Here is a 16457-nt window from a genome sequence, read left to right as displayed (position 1 = left end):
CAGAGGCGGAGACGATGCTAGCCAGAACAATTCCGGGCCGCGTTGTGAGCGATGAAATCGTAGCAGCCGGAACGCATTGGTACCGAAAGATACCGAAGGACACAGTGCTTCGCATTGTCGATCTGGAAGGCTGCCAGTCTGTCGACACGCTGATCTTCGATGCCCTGCGGAGCGATGTGCGCTACAATGTGCCAAATACGATCAAGCTGGCCAAGAACGTTTATATCACGAAGGGCGTCGTGCTGTATGACGATCTCGCGCAACCCATGATGACGGTGATCGAGGATACCGTTGGCCGGCACGACACGCTTGCGGGCTGCTGCAGCCGCGAGATCAACACCGTGCGCTACGGTGAGCCCGGCAAGTGGAGCTGTCGCGATAATTTCCTGGAAGCGCTCGGTAATCTCGGCATGAATGGCCGGGACATTCCACCGAATATCAACTTCTTCATGCATGTGCCGGTCAGCGGCGATGGCGGCATCTCTATCGATGATGGAATCTCCAGGCCTGGCGACTATGTCGATCTGCGCGCCGAAAAGGACGTGCTTGTCGTCATTTCCAATTGTCCGCAGGAACTGAATCCCTGCTGCGGCGGTAAGCCGACGCCGATCCGGCTCACGATCTGGCAGACGGGTCATACGCCGCAATGATGAAGGATCTGACCAACGTGGCTTTCGCCGTTGCCGACCCGCGCTCGACCTGGACGTCGTTGACGCAAGGCGAGCGCGATGCGGCTTATGACAACAATGGCGCTGTTGCCGACAGTCCGGCCTTGATCGAAAAGCGTAACAGGGGTTCTGCTGCCTATCGCAAGGCGCATCCTGCGGGTCTCGATATTCCGTATGGGCCGAAGGAGCGCAATCGCTGGGATCTCTATCCCGCCAAAAATGCGGATGCGCCGTGTCTTGTCTTTATTCATGGCGGTTACTGGCAACGCAATACGCGCGAAGATTTCGCGACGTTCATGGCCGGCGTGCAGGCGCACGGCTGGTCGGCGGCGCTGCCAGGCTATTCGCTCGCGCCCGAGGCCAAGCTCGGCGACATCGTGGGCGAGATTCGTGCGGCGCTGGATTGGTTGAAGGCCGAAGGGCCGAAGCATGGGATTGCCGGTCCCGTCATCCTGTCGGGCTGGTCGGCCGGTGGCCATCTCACCGCAATGGCGCTCGATCACCCGCTTGTTGCTGCCGGATTTGCCATATCGGGCGTCTACGATCTCGAAGCGCTGCGTGATACGAAGCTGAACCAGCTGCTGCAACTGACCGACGATGAGATTGCGACGCTGTCTCCGCTGCGACTGCCGATGGTCAACAAGCCGATGACCATCGCCTATGGCACAGCCGAACTGCCGGCACTGGTTAACGACTCGCGCAACCTGCATGCCATGCGTGCGGCTGCCCACGCGCCCGGTGTGCTGTTGCCGGTCGCTCACGCCAATCACTTCAACATTCTTGAGCAGCTTGCCGACCCCGAGGGCCAACTGACACTGGCCGCGCTCGATCTCGCACGGGCTTGCAAGATCGGTGAAAGCCATACCGGCAGGGCCGCGTGATGAAGACGGAAGGGGCAGGATACGGCGTCGGCCGCTCCGTTCACCGCAAGGAAGATGACCGCTATCTGCGCGGCAAGGGTGAATTTGTCGGCGATATCAGGCTCGCCGGCATGCGCGAACTGGCCTTCGTGCGCAGCCCGCTGGCGCACGCGAAAATCCTGACTGTGCGCAAGCCTGCGGGATTTGAGAAGAATGTTTTTGTTGCATCCGACCTTGTCGGAGTGAAGCCAATTGTTGCCAATTCTGGTCTGCCGGGCTTCAAGCCGTCTGCCCAACCGATCCTTGCCGATGAGAAAGTGCGGCATGTCGGGGAAGCGATCGCCGTTTGCGTGGCGGCAACGCGGGCCGAGGCCGAAGATCTTGCGGCGGCGGTGGAAGTCGATTTCGAGGAACTGCCGGCTATCGTTGACATGCTGGCGGCGCGCGCGCCCGGCTCACCACTCGTGCACGAACAATGGGGCGATAACGTTTTTCTGGAAAGCCGTGTCGAGGCGGACCTTTCCGAAATCAAGAAGACCGCACCGGTCGTGGTACGGCGGAGCTTGCGGACGGCGCGCCAATGCATGTCGCCGATGGAAGGCCGCGGTATTGTTGCTGTCTATGACCGGCGGCTCGATCAGATCGTGCTGCATACGGCAACGCAGATGCCCCATATCATCCGCACCGGTCTCGCCGGTTGCCTTGGCGTCTCGGAAGAGAATGTCCGCATTGTCGCCCCCGATGTCGGCGGCGGCTTCGGCTACAAGGGCATGCTGCTATCGGAGGAGGTCTGCGCGGCGTTTCTTGCCAAGCACCTTGGTCATCCGGTGCGCTGGCTGGAAGATCGCCGGGAGCAGCTGGCCGGCAATGCGAATTGCCGCGAGCATCATTATGACATTACGGCTTATGCGGATAAGGATGGCCGGTTGATCGCGCTCGATGCGGCTGCGACAGTCGATACCGGCGCTTATTCGATCTATCCGTTCTCGGCCTGTCTCGAATCGGCGCAGGTCGCCAGCATTCTGCCGGGCCCTTACAAATTCGACGCCTATCGCTGCATCACCTGGTCGTCGGCCACCAACAAGCCGGGCATCGTGCCGTATCGCGGCGTTGCGCGGGCTGGCGTCTGCTACGCGATGGAAACGGTGATCGATGCCATCGCCCATGCCGTGGGTAAGGAGCCTTACGAAGTCCGGCTGCGTAATCTAGTTCAGCCGGAAGAAATGCCGTTCGACAACATCACCAACAAGCATTTCGACAGCGGCGATTATCCCGAATGTTTGCGCCGCGTGGTGGAAGCAATCGATTTGCCGGCTGTGCGGCAGAAGCAGAAGGAAACGGCCAACTCATCCGTGCGGATCGGTGTCGGATTCTCGATCTTTTGTGAGCAGGGCGCCCATGGCACATCGGTCTATTATGGCTGGGGCATTCCGATGGTGCCCGGTTTCGAACAAGCCGTTGCACGATTGACGCCGGATGGCGGTCTCGAATTGCGCGTCGGCATTCAGTCGCACGGGCAGGGCCTCGAGACGACGCTGGCCCAGATCGGCCACGAAGTGCTCGGCATTCCGCTCGAACGCATCCGCGTCGTGCACGGAGATACAGCCGTAACGCCGTATTCGACCGGCACCTGGGGCTCGCGCTGCGCCGTCATGGCCGGCGGCGCCGTCGCGACTGCATGCAGAGAATTGGGGGATCGTATTGCGCGTATCGGCGCGCATCTGTTGCAGGTGCCCGCGGACAAGGTGCAGGTGAAAGCCGGGCTTGTCTCGACCGGCATCGCCAGCGTGAGGATCGAAGAGGTCGCGCGCACCTGGTATCTGCGCCCGCAGGAACTGCCGAAAGATGTCAATACGGGCGGGCTGGAAGTCACCAGCGGCTACAAGACCGTGCGCGATACTGGCACCTTCAGCTATGCCGCGCATGCCGTCGTTGTCTCGGTCGATACCGAAATGGGCGACGTGAAGATCCTCGATTATGCGTTGTGCGAAGATGGCGGCGTTCTGATCAATCCGATGATTGTCGATGGTCAGGTCTGCGGCGGCGTGGCGCAAGGTATCGGCACTGCGTTGTACGAGGAGATGCCGTTCGACGATCACGGCCAGCCGCTGGCGACTACACTGGCCGATTACATGCTGCCGGGCGCAACCGAAGTGCCGATGCTGCGCGTCGATCACATGGAAACGCCGTCGCCATATTCGGCTTTTGGCCAGAAGGGCATCGGCGAGGGTGGGGCGATCGGCCCGCCCGCGGCGATCGCCAATGCGGTGAATGATGCCTTGCATCCCCTCGGCGTCGAAATCAACCAATTGCCGATCACACCGCACCGCATCCTCGAAGCGATCGCCGCGTCACGTAAGAGGGCGGCCGCATGAAGCCCGCTGCCTTCACGCTCGACCAGCCATCCAGTGCGCCGCAGCTCGCGGCGATGCTGATGCAGCGTGGCGAAAGCCGCATCATGGCCGGCGGGCAGTCGCTTGGGCCGATGCTGAATCTGCGGCTCGCGCGGCCGTCACATGTGGTGTCCATCGCGAGCCTTCCGGAGTTGGTTGCGGTCGAAGAGACTGCTGATGCGGTGACAATCGGTGCCTGCGTGACGCATGCGGCGATTGCAGATGGCCGCGTGCCGGATATTGGCAAGGGCATTCTGCCGGCCATCGCGCAAGGCATTGCTTATCGCGCGGTGCGCAATCGCGGTACGATTGGCGGCAGCTTGTGTCATGCCGATCCGGCGGCGGACTGGCTGTGCACATTGACGGCGCTCGATGCGGCCGTGCTGACGCTTTCATCGGAAGGCGGTCGCGCCATTGCATTGACGAACTTTGTGGTTGGTCCGTTCCGCAATGCGCTTGCGCCGGGAGAAATCGTGCAGGCGGTTCGCATTCCCAAAATCTCTCTGAATGCGCGTTGGAGCTATTACAAAGCGTGCCGCAAGCCGGGTGAATTTGCGCATGCCATGGCTGCGGTACTGCTCGATCCGGCGCGCAATATCCGCAGGGCGGTGATCGGTGCGGTCGGCGGCGCGCCAATCGTGCTCGATGGCGCGAATCTCGCACCGGACATTGCCGAACGAGCCTTGATGCAGAGCGGCCTCGATGAGATCGGCCGCGGCATGCAGCTGACCGCGTTGCGCCGTGCGATGGAGCAGGCCACATGACCGTCAGCCTCAAAGTCAACGACATCGCCGTCAACGCCGAAGTCGCGCCGCGGACCCACCTTGCCGATTTCCTGCGCGAAGACCTTTTGCTGACCGGCACGCATATCGGCTGCGAGCATGGCGTCTGTGGCGCGTGCACGGTGTTGCTCGATGGCGAACCGGTTCGCTCCTGCATCACCTTCGCCGCGACCTGCGGCGGCCGCGAGGTTCAGAGCATCGAAGGCCTTGAACACGATCCGATCATGTCCGCCTTGCGCGCGGCTTTCACCGCCGAGCATGCACTGCAATGCGGCTATTGCACGCCCGGAATGCTGGTGACGGCGCGCGACATCATTCTGCGTTTGCCGGATGCCGATGACGACCGTATCCGGCTCGAGCTTGCCGGCAATCTCTGCCGCTGCACCGGTTATAACGGCATCGTTCGTGCGATCCGGCATGTGCTGACGCATCGACCGGATGTCGCACCGCTCGAACGGCCAGCAGTGAAGACAGGAACGTTCGAGCAGTTCTCGCTTGAGCCAACGGCGCTTGCCGAGGTCATACCGATCACGGCGAAGCCAACCGGCGAAGGTCTGCATGAGGAGTTGAACATCGGTCTGCCGTCTATCGAGGTGTGGAAGGCGCTGCGAGACCCAGCCCTGATCGCGAGCTGCCTGCCGGGCGCGACCATCCTGTCGCGAGACGGCGACAAGATTCGCGGCGAAATGGTCGCTGCACTTGGACCGATCCAGGCGAAGTTCACCGGCGATGCCACGCTGACCTATGACGATGCGGCGCGGACCGGTCGCGTCGCCGGTTCGGGGCGCGACAATGCCAGCGGCACCCGGTTGCAGGCGGAAGCCACATTCAGCCTGATGGAAGACGGACCTGCGGCATCCACGATCGTGATCGATGTTACCTATGCGCTGAAAGGTGCGTTGGCCCAGTTTAGCAGAGGTCCAATTGTCCGTGTGTTCGCGGCCGAACTGGCGGCAATGGTGGCGCGCAATCTCGAAGCGCGCTTGCGCGGCGAGGAAGCGCCCGCGGCCGGTGCCAAAATGCACGCAGGCCATCTTGTCTCACGTGTTGCTTGGCGTTGGTTGCGCGACCTGTTATCCCGTTTTCATGTCCGATAGACAGTTCACGACGCCGCCTTCTGCTTTCGATCTCGCCAGCCGTCCGGGTTTTTTGATCCGCAGGCTGCACCAGATTCACACCGCGCTGTTCATCGAGGAATGCGCGAAGTTCAACGTCACGCCGGTTCAATACAGCATGATGACGGCGATCGCCGAACAGCCCGGGCTGGAGCAGGCCCGGCTGGCGCAGGAGGTCGGCGTCGATCGTGCAACCCTGGCGAATGTCGTCGCGCGGTTGGAATCGCGCGGTTTGTTGCGGCGGACAACGACGAAAGCCGACCGGCGGCTGAAGCGGGTTGTTCTGACGGCAAAAGGCAAACGGCTTTTGGACCAAATGACGCAGGCGGCGCAGCGCGCGCATGCAAGGACGGTCGAAATCCTGTCGCCGGCTGAACGTGCGGCATTCCTGCATTTTCTGGCCCGATTGGTTGACGCTGGTAACGATTTCGGACGCGCGCCGCTGCGCCTCGGCTGACGGCAAATTTTATCCGCGCCACAGCCCTCTGCACACTTTCCCGACAATTGCTCACTTCGCAATCAGTGTGTTGCTATTTTTCAAAAACATGTCAGCATACTGACGACCTAAAACTGTTATAAATCAGGCCCCGCAGCCGCCTACGACTGGCATGGGAGTTGCAACCCTCCTTGCGCATGAAAATGCGCCAAAAGCCCTCAGGAATGATGACCGCGGCAGCCGCGAGATCGCCGCGTACAAATACCGTTGAGGTTGAGGCATGAGCCTTGAGAACGCGGTCGCAATCGTCACCGGGGGAGCCATGGGCATTGGCTTCGCGATCGCCGAGGATCTCGCTGCGCGCGGCGCCGCCGTCGTGATTGCCGATCAGAGTGACGCGCACGCCGGCGCGCAAAAGCTTGTTGCCAACGGTCATCGCGCCGTTGGCGTGAAGACCGACGTGACATCGAAAGCCGATATCGAAGCGATGGTATCGATCGCGCAAAAAGAGTTCGGCCGCATCGACATTCTGGTCAACAACGCCGGCATCTATTCGACATTGCAGCCGAAGCCGTTCGAGCAGATCGACGTCGCCGAGTTTCGTCGCATCATGGATGTGAACGTGATGGGCGTGTTTCTGTGCTGCAGGGCGGTGGTTCCGGTTTTCGAGCAGCAGGGAGCCGGCCGCATCATCAACATCTCATCGGGCGTTGCCTTCAAGGGCAATCCGCTGATGGCGCATTATGTCGCCAGCAAAGGCGCCGTTGTGTCGCTGACGCGCGCGCTTGCGACCGAACTTGGTCCGCGCGGCATTCTCGTCAACAGTGTCGCGCCTGGTTTCACATTGAGTGATGGCGTCGAACGCAACCCGGCGCTTGTCGCTGGCGTGAAAGAACCGTCGCTCCGCAATCGGGTGATCGGAAGATCCATGACGCCCGCGGATCTCGTCGGCGCGGTTGCGTTCTTCGCCAGCGCGGATGCTGCCTTCATCACTGGCCAGACGCTGGTGGTGGACGGCGGCGCTTACTTTCACTGAAAGCCGGAGGTGCCGATGCCGATTACCATTCCCGTCATCGATCTCGAGCCAGCACTCAAGGGCTCGGCGGCGGACAAGCGCGCTGTTGCGGCGCAGATCGACCGCACCTGTACGGAGATCGGATTCTTTACGATCAAGGGGCACGGCATTTCGCTGGCCTTGATCAATGAGCTTCGCGACAAGGCCAATGCCTTCTTTGCGCGGCCGCTCAACGAAAAGCTGAAAGCGGCGCATCCAGACGGCAAGACGCCGCGCGGTTATCGCGCGCTCGGCATCGAAGCGCTATCTGCCGGCAATGCCATCGAGACGCCTGCCGATCTGAAAGAGTATTACCATCTTGGCCGCGAGCGCTGGCCGGAAGAGCCTTATTACACGCAAGGCGAGGGGCCGCGTTACTTCATTCCCAATCTGTGGCCGGATTATCCGGCGGGCTTCGGCGAGGCTGCGGAGAAATACTATCTCGCGCTGGAAAAGCTCTCCGAAAGCATGATGGAGCTGACCGCGCTGGCGCTCGGGCTTCCCGAAACATTCTTCCAGAACAAAATCGACAAGCACATCACGGCGATCCGCCTCAATTACTACCCCGAACAGACGACCGCGCCGAAGCCGGGCCAGCTTCGTGCCGGCGATCATACCGATTACGGCCTGCTGACGATCCTGAACGGCGAGAACGTTCCCGGCGGCCTGCAGGTGCAGACCCGCACCGGCGAATGGATCGATGTCGAGACCGATCAGGACACGTTTGTCGTCAATATCGGCGATCTCCTGATGCGCTGGACCAACGATCGCTGGGTGTCGAACGTCCACCGCGTCATCAATCCGCCGGACAGTGTCGCGGCACGCAGCAAGCGCCTGTCGATCGCGTTCTTCCACCACCCAAACTACGACGCACTGATCGAATGCGTCGCGCCTCCAGGGAAAGCGAAATATCCGCCGGTCTATTCCGGCGAATATCGTGACCTGAAGTACCAGCAGACCCGCCTGAAATCAGCCTGATATAAGCACAGGAGCTATTGATGAAAACGATACGATTGCTAGCGACGGCCATCACAACAACATTGGGAGCGGCATTGGCCGCGACAAGCGCGCAGGCGCAAGAGACGATCAAGATCGGCATGACGCAGCCGCTCACCGGTGCCGTGGCTGCCTCGGGCAATTATGTCGCCAACGGAGCCAAGATCGCTGTTGATGTCATCAATGCGAAAGGCGGCGTTCTCGGCAAGAAGCTGGAGCTGATCCTAGAGGACAACAAGTCGAACCCGAAGGAGGCGGTCAACGCCGTCGAAAAGCTGATCCTGCGCGATAAGGTGCCGTTGCTGATCGGCGCTTGGAGCTCGACCTACACGCTCGCGATCATGCCGAAGCTGATCGAGTACAAGGTGCCGCTGATTGTCGAGACGTCCTCGTCCGGCAAGATCACCACCTCGGGCAATCCGTGGGTGTTCCGCATCAGTCCGACATCGGAAATGGAAGCCAAGGCATTCCTGGCGAAATATGACAGCTTCAAGCCGGGCATCAAGAAGGTCGATTTCCTGTCGGTGAACAACGACTGGGGCCGCGGCTCCGCTGACGAATTCAGCAAGTATCTGAAGACCAAGGGCGTGCAGGTTGGCTCGATCCAGTACATGGCGCCGGATGCAACCGACCTGTCGGCGCAGCTCACGGCAATCAAGCAATCCGGCGGCGACACGCTGTTCGTCACGACCGGCGTCGAGCAGATGACGCTTGCGCTCAAGCAGGCGGCCGAACTGAAATTGCCCCAGCGCATCATCACGACCGGCGGCTCATTTCCGGATCAGTTGATCGCGCAGCCCGGGCCGAAGGAAATGTCGAGCTATCATCTGCTCTTCTTCTCGCCCTGGTTCCCGGACAAGGCCAAGTATCCGGACATTGCCAAGGTTTATGTGGACGAATGGACCAAGCGCAAGCTGGATTTCCCGGGTCTGACTGAAGGCTTCCGTGGCTATGACGCCGTGCTCACAGCTGCCGAAGCGATCAAGACCGCGGGCAAAGCTGAGTCCGAAGCGCTGCGTGAAGCGCTGTGGAAAACCAAGCTGCCGGCTGTGAACGGCGACATCGCCTTCATCAAGGAAGGGCCTGCCGGTCAGGAAAGCGGGCAGAACGAACCCAACATCTATGTCGTCCTGCTCAATCAGGGCAAAGTGACGATGCCGCTGCCGTGATCGGCTGATCGTACCAATGATCCGGTCCGGCTCGCCATGAGCCGGGCCGGCACAAAGCAACTCAGCTTAGGGCAGGAAGCTTGGATCAATTTCTCCAACATATCGTGAACGGCGTGATGCTCGGCAGCACTTACGCACTGCTCGGCATCGGCCTGACGCTTGTCTTCGGCATTATGCGGATCGTCAATTTCACGCATGGCGAATTCTATGCGCTCGGCGCCTATATGGCGTATCTGTTCGTCGCCCAGCTTGGCCTGAATTTCTTCGTGGCCATTCTACTGGCAACAATTGTCGGCATTCTCGTCGGTGCGGCGCTGGAGTTCTTCATTCTGCGGCGGCTGAAAACGACGGATATCGATTCGGTGATGCTGCTGATGATCGGCCTTTGGATCGCCATGCAGAATACCGAGCAACTGATCTGGGGCGGTGTGGCGAAGCTCATTCCGTCGCCGTTCTCGCAGCAGCCGCTGGTGTTCGGTCCAGTGTCGGTGTCGCCGCTCAAGATCTTCGTGCTCATTACCGCGGTGGTTCTGCTGGTCGCCTTTCATTTCCTGATCAATCACACGCGTCTCGGCCTCGCCATGCGCTCGACTTTCCAGGATCGTGACGTGGCGGCGCTCATGGGAGTCAATGTCGGCACGATCTACATGGCTACCTTCGCGCTCGGCTCCGGGCTCGCAGCTGTTGCCGGCGCGTTGCTCGGCCCGATCTTCCTGGTTAATCCGACGATGGGGGATCTGGCGAGCCTGAAAGCCTTCGCCATCGTCATTCTCGGCGGGCTTGGCAGCACCGTCGGCGCCACCATCGGCGGATTTGCGATTGCGCTCGTTGAGGAATTCGGCGCCGGTTATATCTCGGCCGATTATCGCGACGCGTTCAGCTTCCTTGTCATCGTCGCCGTGCTGATCTTGCGGCCGCAAGGTTTGTTCACCCTCAAAGAGCGAGTGGGCTGATGCAACGGATTTTCGGCCTGCTTGTCGTTCTGATTTTTGCGACGCTGCCGTTCTGGATGAACGACCCCTACATTCTGGGGCTGTTGATCCTGACCGGCATTTTCATCGTGGCGGCGATCAGTCTCAATCTTTTGCTGGGTTACACTGGCCAGCTCAGCCTCGGGCATGTCGCCTTCTTCGGGATCGGCGCTTACACCAGCGCCTTGTTGTCGCGCGGCTTTGACGTCGACCTCGGCTTCGGCCTTGTGCTCGATGTTGCGGCGAAACCGGTGTGGCTGTCATTCCTCGCCGGCATCGTGATGGCGGCCCTGTTCGGCTGGGTTGTCGGCCGCTTGGCCTTTCGTGTGCGCGGCGCCTATTTCGTCATTCTCACCGTCAGCTTCGCGCAGGTGATGCGGCTGATTGCGCTGAACTGGGTCGATCTCACCGAAGGGCCGATGGCCATCAACAATATTCCGCCATTCACATTGTGGCTGCCGGGTCTCGGCGTGACGACGCTGACCAGCAAGGCGCAGAATTACTGGCTGATCCTGGCCGTGGCGGTGATCTCGTTTGTTCTGGTTGCGCATATCGTCCACTCGCGTGTCGGGCGCGCGCTGATCGCCCTGCGGGAAAATGAGGGTCTCGCGCGCTCCGTCGGCATCCCGGTGACGCATTATCTTGTTCTGTCGACCATCGTCGCGGCGGCGATCGCCGGTGCATCGGGCGGTCTCTATACGCATTATGTGCGCATCGTCGATCCGGACGTGTTCATGTTCATCTACACCGTCACCATGATCATCATGGTCGTGACGGGCGGGAAAGGCACGCTGACCGGGCCGATCATCGGTGGGCTGATCTTCGGGTTGATGCCGGAAGTGCTGCGCGATTACGCGCGGCCGGAGGTGCAGTGGATCATCTATGGCGTGGCGATCGTGCTGATCGTCTTCTTCCTGCCGAACGGCATCGTTCCGGCCGTTGGAAAGATCTGGCAGCGGATCGCAGCCTGGAGTGTCCGATTCGTACCCGAACGCCTGAGGCCACGCCTGTCATGACGATGGTTGCACCCAACATGACGGTGGACAGCACCATCGCGCCTGCTTCGCCCATTCACGCATCGCTCGAGATCAGGGATCTTGCTGTTCATATCGGCGGCTTGGTCATTCTCGAGCAGATGAGTCTGTCGGTGCCGAAAGGCAAGATCGTCAGCTTGATCGGGCCTAACGGTGCGGGAAAGACGACGGCATTCAACATTATCACCGGCTATATGAAACCGACGGCCGGTGCTGTGTTCTTCGAGGGGCAAAATCTCATCGATATGACACCGGATGAGGTTGCAGGGCTCGGGCTCGTTCGGACATTCCAGCGCACCAGTATCTTTGCCGGCTGCACGGTTGCCGAGAACATCCTGACCGCGATGCATTTGCGCGGCCGTGCCGGTTTATGGGGCGCGATCCTTCGCTTGCCGTCGGTGCTGCGCGAGGAAGCGCGCCTGCAGTCCGAAGTCGAAGACATTCTTACTTTTGTGGGTTTGCAAGGACGCGCCGGAGAAATGGCTGGCAGTCTTGCTTATGGCGAGCAGCGGCTTCTCGGTCTCGCAATCGCGCTTGCAGCGCGTCCGAAACTGCTGCTGCTCGATGAGCCGGCGGCCGGCCTCAACCCGTCCGAGACCGAACGCTTCAAGGAACTGGTTCGCCGGATCTGCGACGATGGCGTCACCGTGCTGCTGGTCGAGCACGACATGCAGATGGTGATGAGCATTTCCGACACGGTGTTTGTGCTCAATCAGGGCCGCATCATCGCATCCGGAACACCAGTCATGGTCCAGAACGATCCGGAAGTGATCAAGGCTTATCTTGGAACGGGATTGAAGAAGCGTGCTAAAACTTGAGAGCCTCACTGTCTGTTATGGTGCCGTGACGGCGCTGCGTGACGTCTCGATCGAGGTCGAGGAGGGCGAGCTCGTCACGCTTATTGGCGCGAACGGTGCAGGCAAGACGACGACGCTGAAAGCGATCAGCGGCATGCTCCCGCTCGCCGGAGGGACGATCACATTCGATGGCCGCAAGATCAGCGGCGCCACGCCGAGGCAGATCCTTGCTCTCGGCATCGCCCATTGCCCCGAAGGGCGGCGGGTGTTTCCGCATCTGACCGTTCGCGAAAATCTCGAAATGGGTGCCTTCCTGCGGCGCGACCAGACGGCAGTGAAGGGGGACATGGAGCGGATTTTCTTCAAGCTTCCGCGATTGCGAGAGCGTATCGCCCAGATCGCCGGTACGTTGTCTGGCGGCGAGCAGCAGATGCTGGCAATTGCACGCTCCCTGATGTCGCGGCCGCGCATGATCCTGTTCGACGAGCCTTCGCTTGGCCTCGCACCGAACATCACCGAGATCATCTTCGAGATCATTGAGGATATCCGCCGCGAGGGCACGACGGTGCTGATGGTCGAACAAAATGCGCTCGCCGCGCTTGATATGTGCGACCGCAGCTATCTTCTGGAAACCGGCCGTGTCGTTCAGTTCGGCACTGGCGAGCAGATGCTGGGCGATGCTCACGTGCGCCGCGCCTATCTCGGCGGTTGAGAGCAGTCCGTCACGAATGCCGGCACATTGGGTTCATGCCTGTCGTCTTGAGGCATTCGAGAACCGGCAGATTATCGGCGTGACGGTAGAAGGGCAGCATCTCGTCATTGTCCGTGATGATGATCGCTTCTTTGCCGCCGAACGCGCCTGCCCGCATGAGGGAGCCGATCTCGCGCAAGGCCGCTGTTCGGGCGCTAAACTCCATTGCCCGCGTCATCTGGCCTGGTTTGATCTGGACAGCGGCGCGGTGTCGCCGGGATGGTCTTTCCGCGCGCTTCAGATTTATCCCGTCCGTGTTGTGGGGAGCGACGTCTGGATCGGTCTCGCCCGCGCGAGCGTTAAAGATCGTCAGTGATCTGTGTCGCGTGCGCTTCTCTGATTAACGTGGCGGTGCGCAGCCGCGCAGGAATACCTTCACCGCGATCCGCACGGTCTCGTCGATCTTGTCGCGCTTCGCAGCGCGCGGCATGCTGGTCAGCCAGCCGAGCTGATGCTCTCCGATCAGCATATCGAGAAACAGCACGGCAAGCCGGTACGGGTCTTCCTTCTCGATCTGTCCATCCTGCTGCTGTTTCTCGATCCAGGACGCGACGAGCTTGTAGGCTGATGCGGGACCTGTCTGAAAGAACAGGCGGCCAGCGTCTGGGAACGTGCGTCCGATCGAAACCATCAATCTGTGAAATTCCAGAATGGGCGGGCTGAGCACGGTGGCCAGAAAGGAATGACCGATCGTCGTTAATTGCTCTTCGAGACTGCCTTGGGGGTCGATATCGATCGCAAGTGTCACGTCCTCACATTTCTGGCGGACGACCGCTTCAAACAAGCCTTCCTTGCCGCCAAACCAGGCGTAGATCGTCGCCTTTGACCCGCCGACGACACCGATGATGTCGTCGATCGTGACGTTGTCATAGCCTTTTTTAAGAAAGAGCGGCGCGGCTGCGCGGACAATGCGTTCGCGGCGCTGATCGACCGATTCCGGCCGGCCGGGTCCAGGGGTAGAGCCACGCGGGCGGCGCGCCGGCCCGGATGGCTTCGTATTCTGAATAGACATGCGGTTTACCAAATCAAACGTCGGATAGATCTAGTCCCAAAACTTTACGATTGCATCAGGCAACAAACCTACTGTAACGTACAGTACAGTACCAAACAACAAAAAGACGTTCTGGGAGGTTGCGCATGGAAGCCGGTTACCGGCTTGTCAGCTATGCTGACGCTCAAGGCAGGCCGCAGGGGGGCATTCTGGCCAGAGGGCGCGTCCTCGCCCTGCCGGATGTTCTCGGTCATAACTTCAAGACCGTCATGGACGTGCTGCGCTCGTGGGATGAAGCGCATCAGCATCTCGCACGTGCCGTTGAGGTCAATGCATTTGCGGACAAGAGCAGGCATCTCTCCGAGCTAAAGTTGCTGGCGCCGGTTTTGTATCCGGGTGCTCTCTTCTGCGCCGGGGCGAATTATTGGGATCATCTCGAAGAGATGTCTGAGATCGCCAAGCGCACGACCGGCAAGGCGCCATCGATGACCAAGGCGCCGGAGCCCTGGTTCTTCATGAAAACGACCGCCGGCTCGATCATCGGCGATGGTGCGCCGGCGCGTTTGCCGAATTTCTCCAGGCAGATCGATTGGGAGGCCGAACTGGGCGCCGTTATCGCCCGGCCGACAAGAAACATTTCGGAAGAAGACGCCCTGAGCGCCGTTGCCGGTTACCTGATCGTCAACGACCTATCGGCCCGCGATCTGATGAAGCGGGAGAACTCGCCGTTTATTTACGACTGGATCGGTCAGAAGTGTTTCGAGGATGGTGCGCCGATGGGACCGTGGCTGACGCCGGCAGCCTATGTGAAGGATCCCAACAACCTCGGCATCAAGCTTTGGGTCAATGGCGTTCTGAAACAGGATTCCAACACCGGCAAGATGGTGCACAACACCGCTGAGCAGATTGCCTATCTCAGCCGGCACGTGACCTTGCAGCCGGGTGACATCATTGCCACGGGCACGCCAGCAGGCGTCGGGCTGCCGCGCGGTGAATTTCTCAAAGCCGGCGACGAAGTGAAAATTGAAATCGATGGGCTCGGTACGCTGGTCAACCGGATGGTTGCTGATACCGCCACGTGAGGGTGAAAAGGTCGCGCCTGAAGTCCAAATGCGCGTGAAGGCCAAAATGTAGGAGTTGCGTGATGCCGTCCGCCACAGAACTCAAGATCGCAGAACTTACGAAAGGCATGCTGAAGCTCAAGCTGTTCGTGATCTTTTCTCAAGGAAAGGGTCTCGACCTGAAGCCGTATCTCGCCGAGCACCTGCAATACATGGTTGATCTCGAGCGTCAGGGAAAGCTGTTTGCATCCGGACCGCTCGGCGACAGTACAAGAGGCGACGGCATGACGATCGTGCGTGCTGCCAGTGAAGCCGAAGCGCGAGAGCTTGCGATGCGCGATCCGTTCGTTGTCAACGGCATCCGTACTTTCACGCTGCAGCCATGGATCGTGATGGAAGGCTCGCTGAGCGTGACGGTGAACTTTTCCGATCAGACGGCCAGGATTTCCTGACGCGACAACGATCGCGAATTAAAAAAAGAAAAACACATCATGGGGAGGAATAATACATGCGGAAGATCGGCTTCATCGGGATAGGCAAGATCGGCCTGCCGATCTGCGAACATCTGATCAAAAGCGGTTACACAGTGATCGGCTATCGGCGCAGTTCGCTCGCCGATTTCGAAAAACTGGGCGGCATTGCGGCGCAATCGCCTGCGGATGTCGGGCAGCAGGCCGATATCGTGTTCACCTGTCTTCCCAACGACGAAGCACTGGAAGAGGTGGTGCGTGGGTCAGAGGGGCTTTTGAAATCCGCGCGGCCGGGACAAATCGTAGTTGAATTTGGCTCTCACCCTGTATCGGTGAAACAGCAATATGTTGCGCCGTTTGCCGAAAAAGGCGTGACCTTCCTCGACGGCGAAGTCAGCGGCACACCAGGCATGGTAACGGCGCGCAAAGCCGTGATCTATCTTGGCGGACCTGCCGAAGCCGTAAGGAAAATCGAACCGGTCGTCTCGTCCTTTGCTGAATTGTGCATGCATCTCGGGGATTTCGGCGCGGCCACCAAGGTCAAGCTGGTCAACAATTTTCTTGTGGCTTTGCATATCGCGGGGACAGCGCAGGCGATGGCTTTGGGCTTGAAGACCGGCGTTGACAAGGATCTGTTGATCAAGGCTGTCGCGACCGGAAGCGGCGGCTCTCTGCAGTTCGGCATTCGCGCCCCCTGGATGGCCGAACGGCGCTTTCTGCCGCAGCAGGGTTCGGCCGCCGGGCTCGCGCATTATCTCGATACGGCCAAGGATCTCGCCACCGACGCCGGCGTCGCGACCGATCTGCTCGACTGCCTGATCGGCGTCTTCGATCGCGCTGTGCCGAATATCGGCGAGCGCGATGTGTCGGCCATGCTCGAATATTTCGAAACCACCCGTAAAAACTGAA

At 60.2% G+C, this 16457-nt stretch carries 18 protein-coding genes; 17 read left to right on the top strand and 1 reads right to left on the bottom strand.

The genetic code is table 11. The features are described 5' to 3' along the window. The first annotated feature begins 14 nt into the window (after window positions 1–14). From CAK95_RS00435 to CAK95_RS00370, 14 genes are all read left to right on the top strand, one after another. Window positions 15–650, top strand: coding sequence for a DUF1989 domain-containing protein (locus tag CAK95_RS00435; protein WP_086086031.1), 636 nt, complete (start codon window positions 15–17; stop codon window positions 648–650). Further along, on the top strand, window positions 650–1549 hold the full coding sequence (locus CAK95_RS00430; RefSeq protein WP_086091108.1) for an alpha/beta hydrolase: 900 nt from the start codon (window positions 650–652) through the stop codon (window positions 1547–1549). The genes CAK95_RS00435 and CAK95_RS00430 overlap by 1 nt, the downstream gene beginning before the upstream one ends. Beyond that, complete coding sequence (locus tag CAK95_RS00425; protein WP_086086030.1) at window positions 1549–3903, top strand: xanthine dehydrogenase family protein molybdopterin-binding subunit; 2355 nt, start codon at window positions 1549–1551, stop codon at window positions 3901–3903. The genes CAK95_RS00430 and CAK95_RS00425 overlap by 1 nt, the downstream gene beginning before the upstream one ends. Next, on the top strand, window positions 3900–4685 hold the full coding sequence (locus tag CAK95_RS00420) for an FAD binding domain-containing protein (protein WP_086086029.1): 786 nt from the start codon (window positions 3900–3902) through the stop codon (window positions 4683–4685). The genes CAK95_RS00425 and CAK95_RS00420 overlap by 4 nt, the downstream gene beginning before the upstream one ends. Beyond that, the gene (locus tag CAK95_RS00415) at window positions 4682–5800 is read left to right on the top strand and encodes a 2Fe-2S iron-sulfur cluster-binding protein (protein ID WP_086086028.1); all 1119 of its coding nucleotides are present in this window, start codon (window positions 4682–4684) and stop codon (window positions 5798–5800) included. Before CAK95_RS00420 ends, CAK95_RS00415 begins: the two co-directional genes overlap by 4 nt. Next, a complete protein-coding gene (locus CAK95_RS00410; RefSeq protein WP_086086027.1) occupies window positions 5790–6275 on the top strand; it encodes a MarR family winged helix-turn-helix transcriptional regulator in 486 nt (161 codons plus the stop codon). The genes CAK95_RS00415 and CAK95_RS00410 overlap by 11 nt, the downstream gene beginning before the upstream one ends. Before the next feature lie 259 nt (window positions 6276–6534). Next, window positions 6535–7290, top strand: a complete 756-nt coding sequence (locus tag CAK95_RS00405) for an SDR family NAD(P)-dependent oxidoreductase (protein WP_086086026.1) — start codon at window positions 6535–6537, stop codon at window positions 7288–7290. Between the two features lie 15 nt (window positions 7291–7305). Continuing rightward, window positions 7306–8286 (top strand): isopenicillin N synthase family dioxygenase, encoded by a 981-nt coding sequence (locus CAK95_RS00400; protein WP_086086025.1) that lies wholly within the window; start codon window positions 7306–7308, stop codon window positions 8284–8286. 20 nt (window positions 8287–8306) lie between these two features. Further along, window positions 8307–9473 (top strand): ABC transporter substrate-binding protein, encoded by a 1167-nt coding sequence (locus tag CAK95_RS00395; protein WP_086086024.1) that lies wholly within the window; start codon window positions 8307–8309, stop codon window positions 9471–9473. 80 nt (window positions 9474–9553) lie between these two features. Further along, on the top strand, window positions 9554–10426 hold the full coding sequence (locus CAK95_RS00390) for a branched-chain amino acid ABC transporter permease (protein WP_086086023.1): 873 nt from the start codon (window positions 9554–9556) through the stop codon (window positions 10424–10426). Continuing rightward, on the top strand, window positions 10426–11460 hold the full coding sequence (locus CAK95_RS00385; RefSeq protein WP_086086022.1) for a branched-chain amino acid ABC transporter permease: 1035 nt from the start codon (window positions 10426–10428) through the stop codon (window positions 11458–11460). The genes CAK95_RS00390 and CAK95_RS00385 overlap by 1 nt, the downstream gene beginning before the upstream one ends. Continuing rightward, a complete protein-coding gene (locus CAK95_RS00380) occupies window positions 11457–12296 on the top strand; it encodes an ABC transporter ATP-binding protein (RefSeq protein ID WP_342587980.1) in 840 nt (279 codons plus the stop codon). Before CAK95_RS00385 ends, CAK95_RS00380 begins: the two co-directional genes overlap by 4 nt. Then, entirely contained in the window at window positions 12283–12987 is a 705-nt protein-coding gene (locus tag CAK95_RS00375; RefSeq protein WP_086086021.1) for an ABC transporter ATP-binding protein, read from the top strand. Before CAK95_RS00380 ends, CAK95_RS00375 begins: the two co-directional genes overlap by 14 nt. Before the next feature lie 16 nt (window positions 12988–13003). After that, window positions 13004–13342, top strand: coding sequence for a Rieske (2Fe-2S) protein (locus tag CAK95_RS00370; protein WP_086086020.1), 339 nt, complete (start codon window positions 13004–13006; stop codon window positions 13340–13342). A 24-nt stretch (window positions 13343–13366) separates the two neighbouring features. On the opposite strand, the gene CAK95_RS00365 is transcribed toward CAK95_RS00370, so the two are convergent. Continuing rightward, window positions 13367–14038, bottom strand: a complete 672-nt coding sequence (locus tag CAK95_RS00365; protein WP_086086019.1) for a TetR/AcrR family transcriptional regulator — start codon at window positions 14036–14038, stop codon at window positions 13367–13369. A gap of 125 nt (window positions 14039–14163) precedes the next feature. Here CAK95_RS00365 and CAK95_RS00360 point away from each other — a divergent pair, with 125 nt between their 5' ends. The 3 genes from CAK95_RS00360 to CAK95_RS00350 all read left to right on the top strand — a co-directional run bounded on the left by CAK95_RS00360 (window position 14164) and on the right by CAK95_RS00350 (window position 16456). Beyond that, a complete protein-coding gene (locus CAK95_RS00360) occupies window positions 14164–15099 on the top strand; it encodes a fumarylacetoacetate hydrolase family protein (protein ID WP_086086018.1) in 936 nt (311 codons plus the stop codon). Between the two features lie 62 nt (window positions 15100–15161). After that, a complete protein-coding gene (locus CAK95_RS00355; RefSeq protein WP_086086017.1) occupies window positions 15162–15530 on the top strand; it encodes a YciI family protein in 369 nt (122 codons plus the stop codon). A gap of 56 nt (window positions 15531–15586) precedes the next feature. After that, on the top strand, window positions 15587–16456 hold the full coding sequence (locus CAK95_RS00350) for an NAD(P)-dependent oxidoreductase (RefSeq protein ID WP_086086016.1): 870 nt from the start codon (window positions 15587–15589) through the stop codon (window positions 16454–16456). Window position 16457 lies beyond the last annotated feature (1 nt).

The sequence above is a fragment of the Pseudorhodoplanes sinuspersici genome (assembly GCF_002119765.1).
GTDB classification, from domain to species: Bacteria; Pseudomonadota; Alphaproteobacteria; order Rhizobiales; family Xanthobacteraceae; genus Pseudorhodoplanes; species Pseudorhodoplanes sinuspersici.
This window is presented reverse-complemented; position numbering and strand designations above follow the sequence as displayed.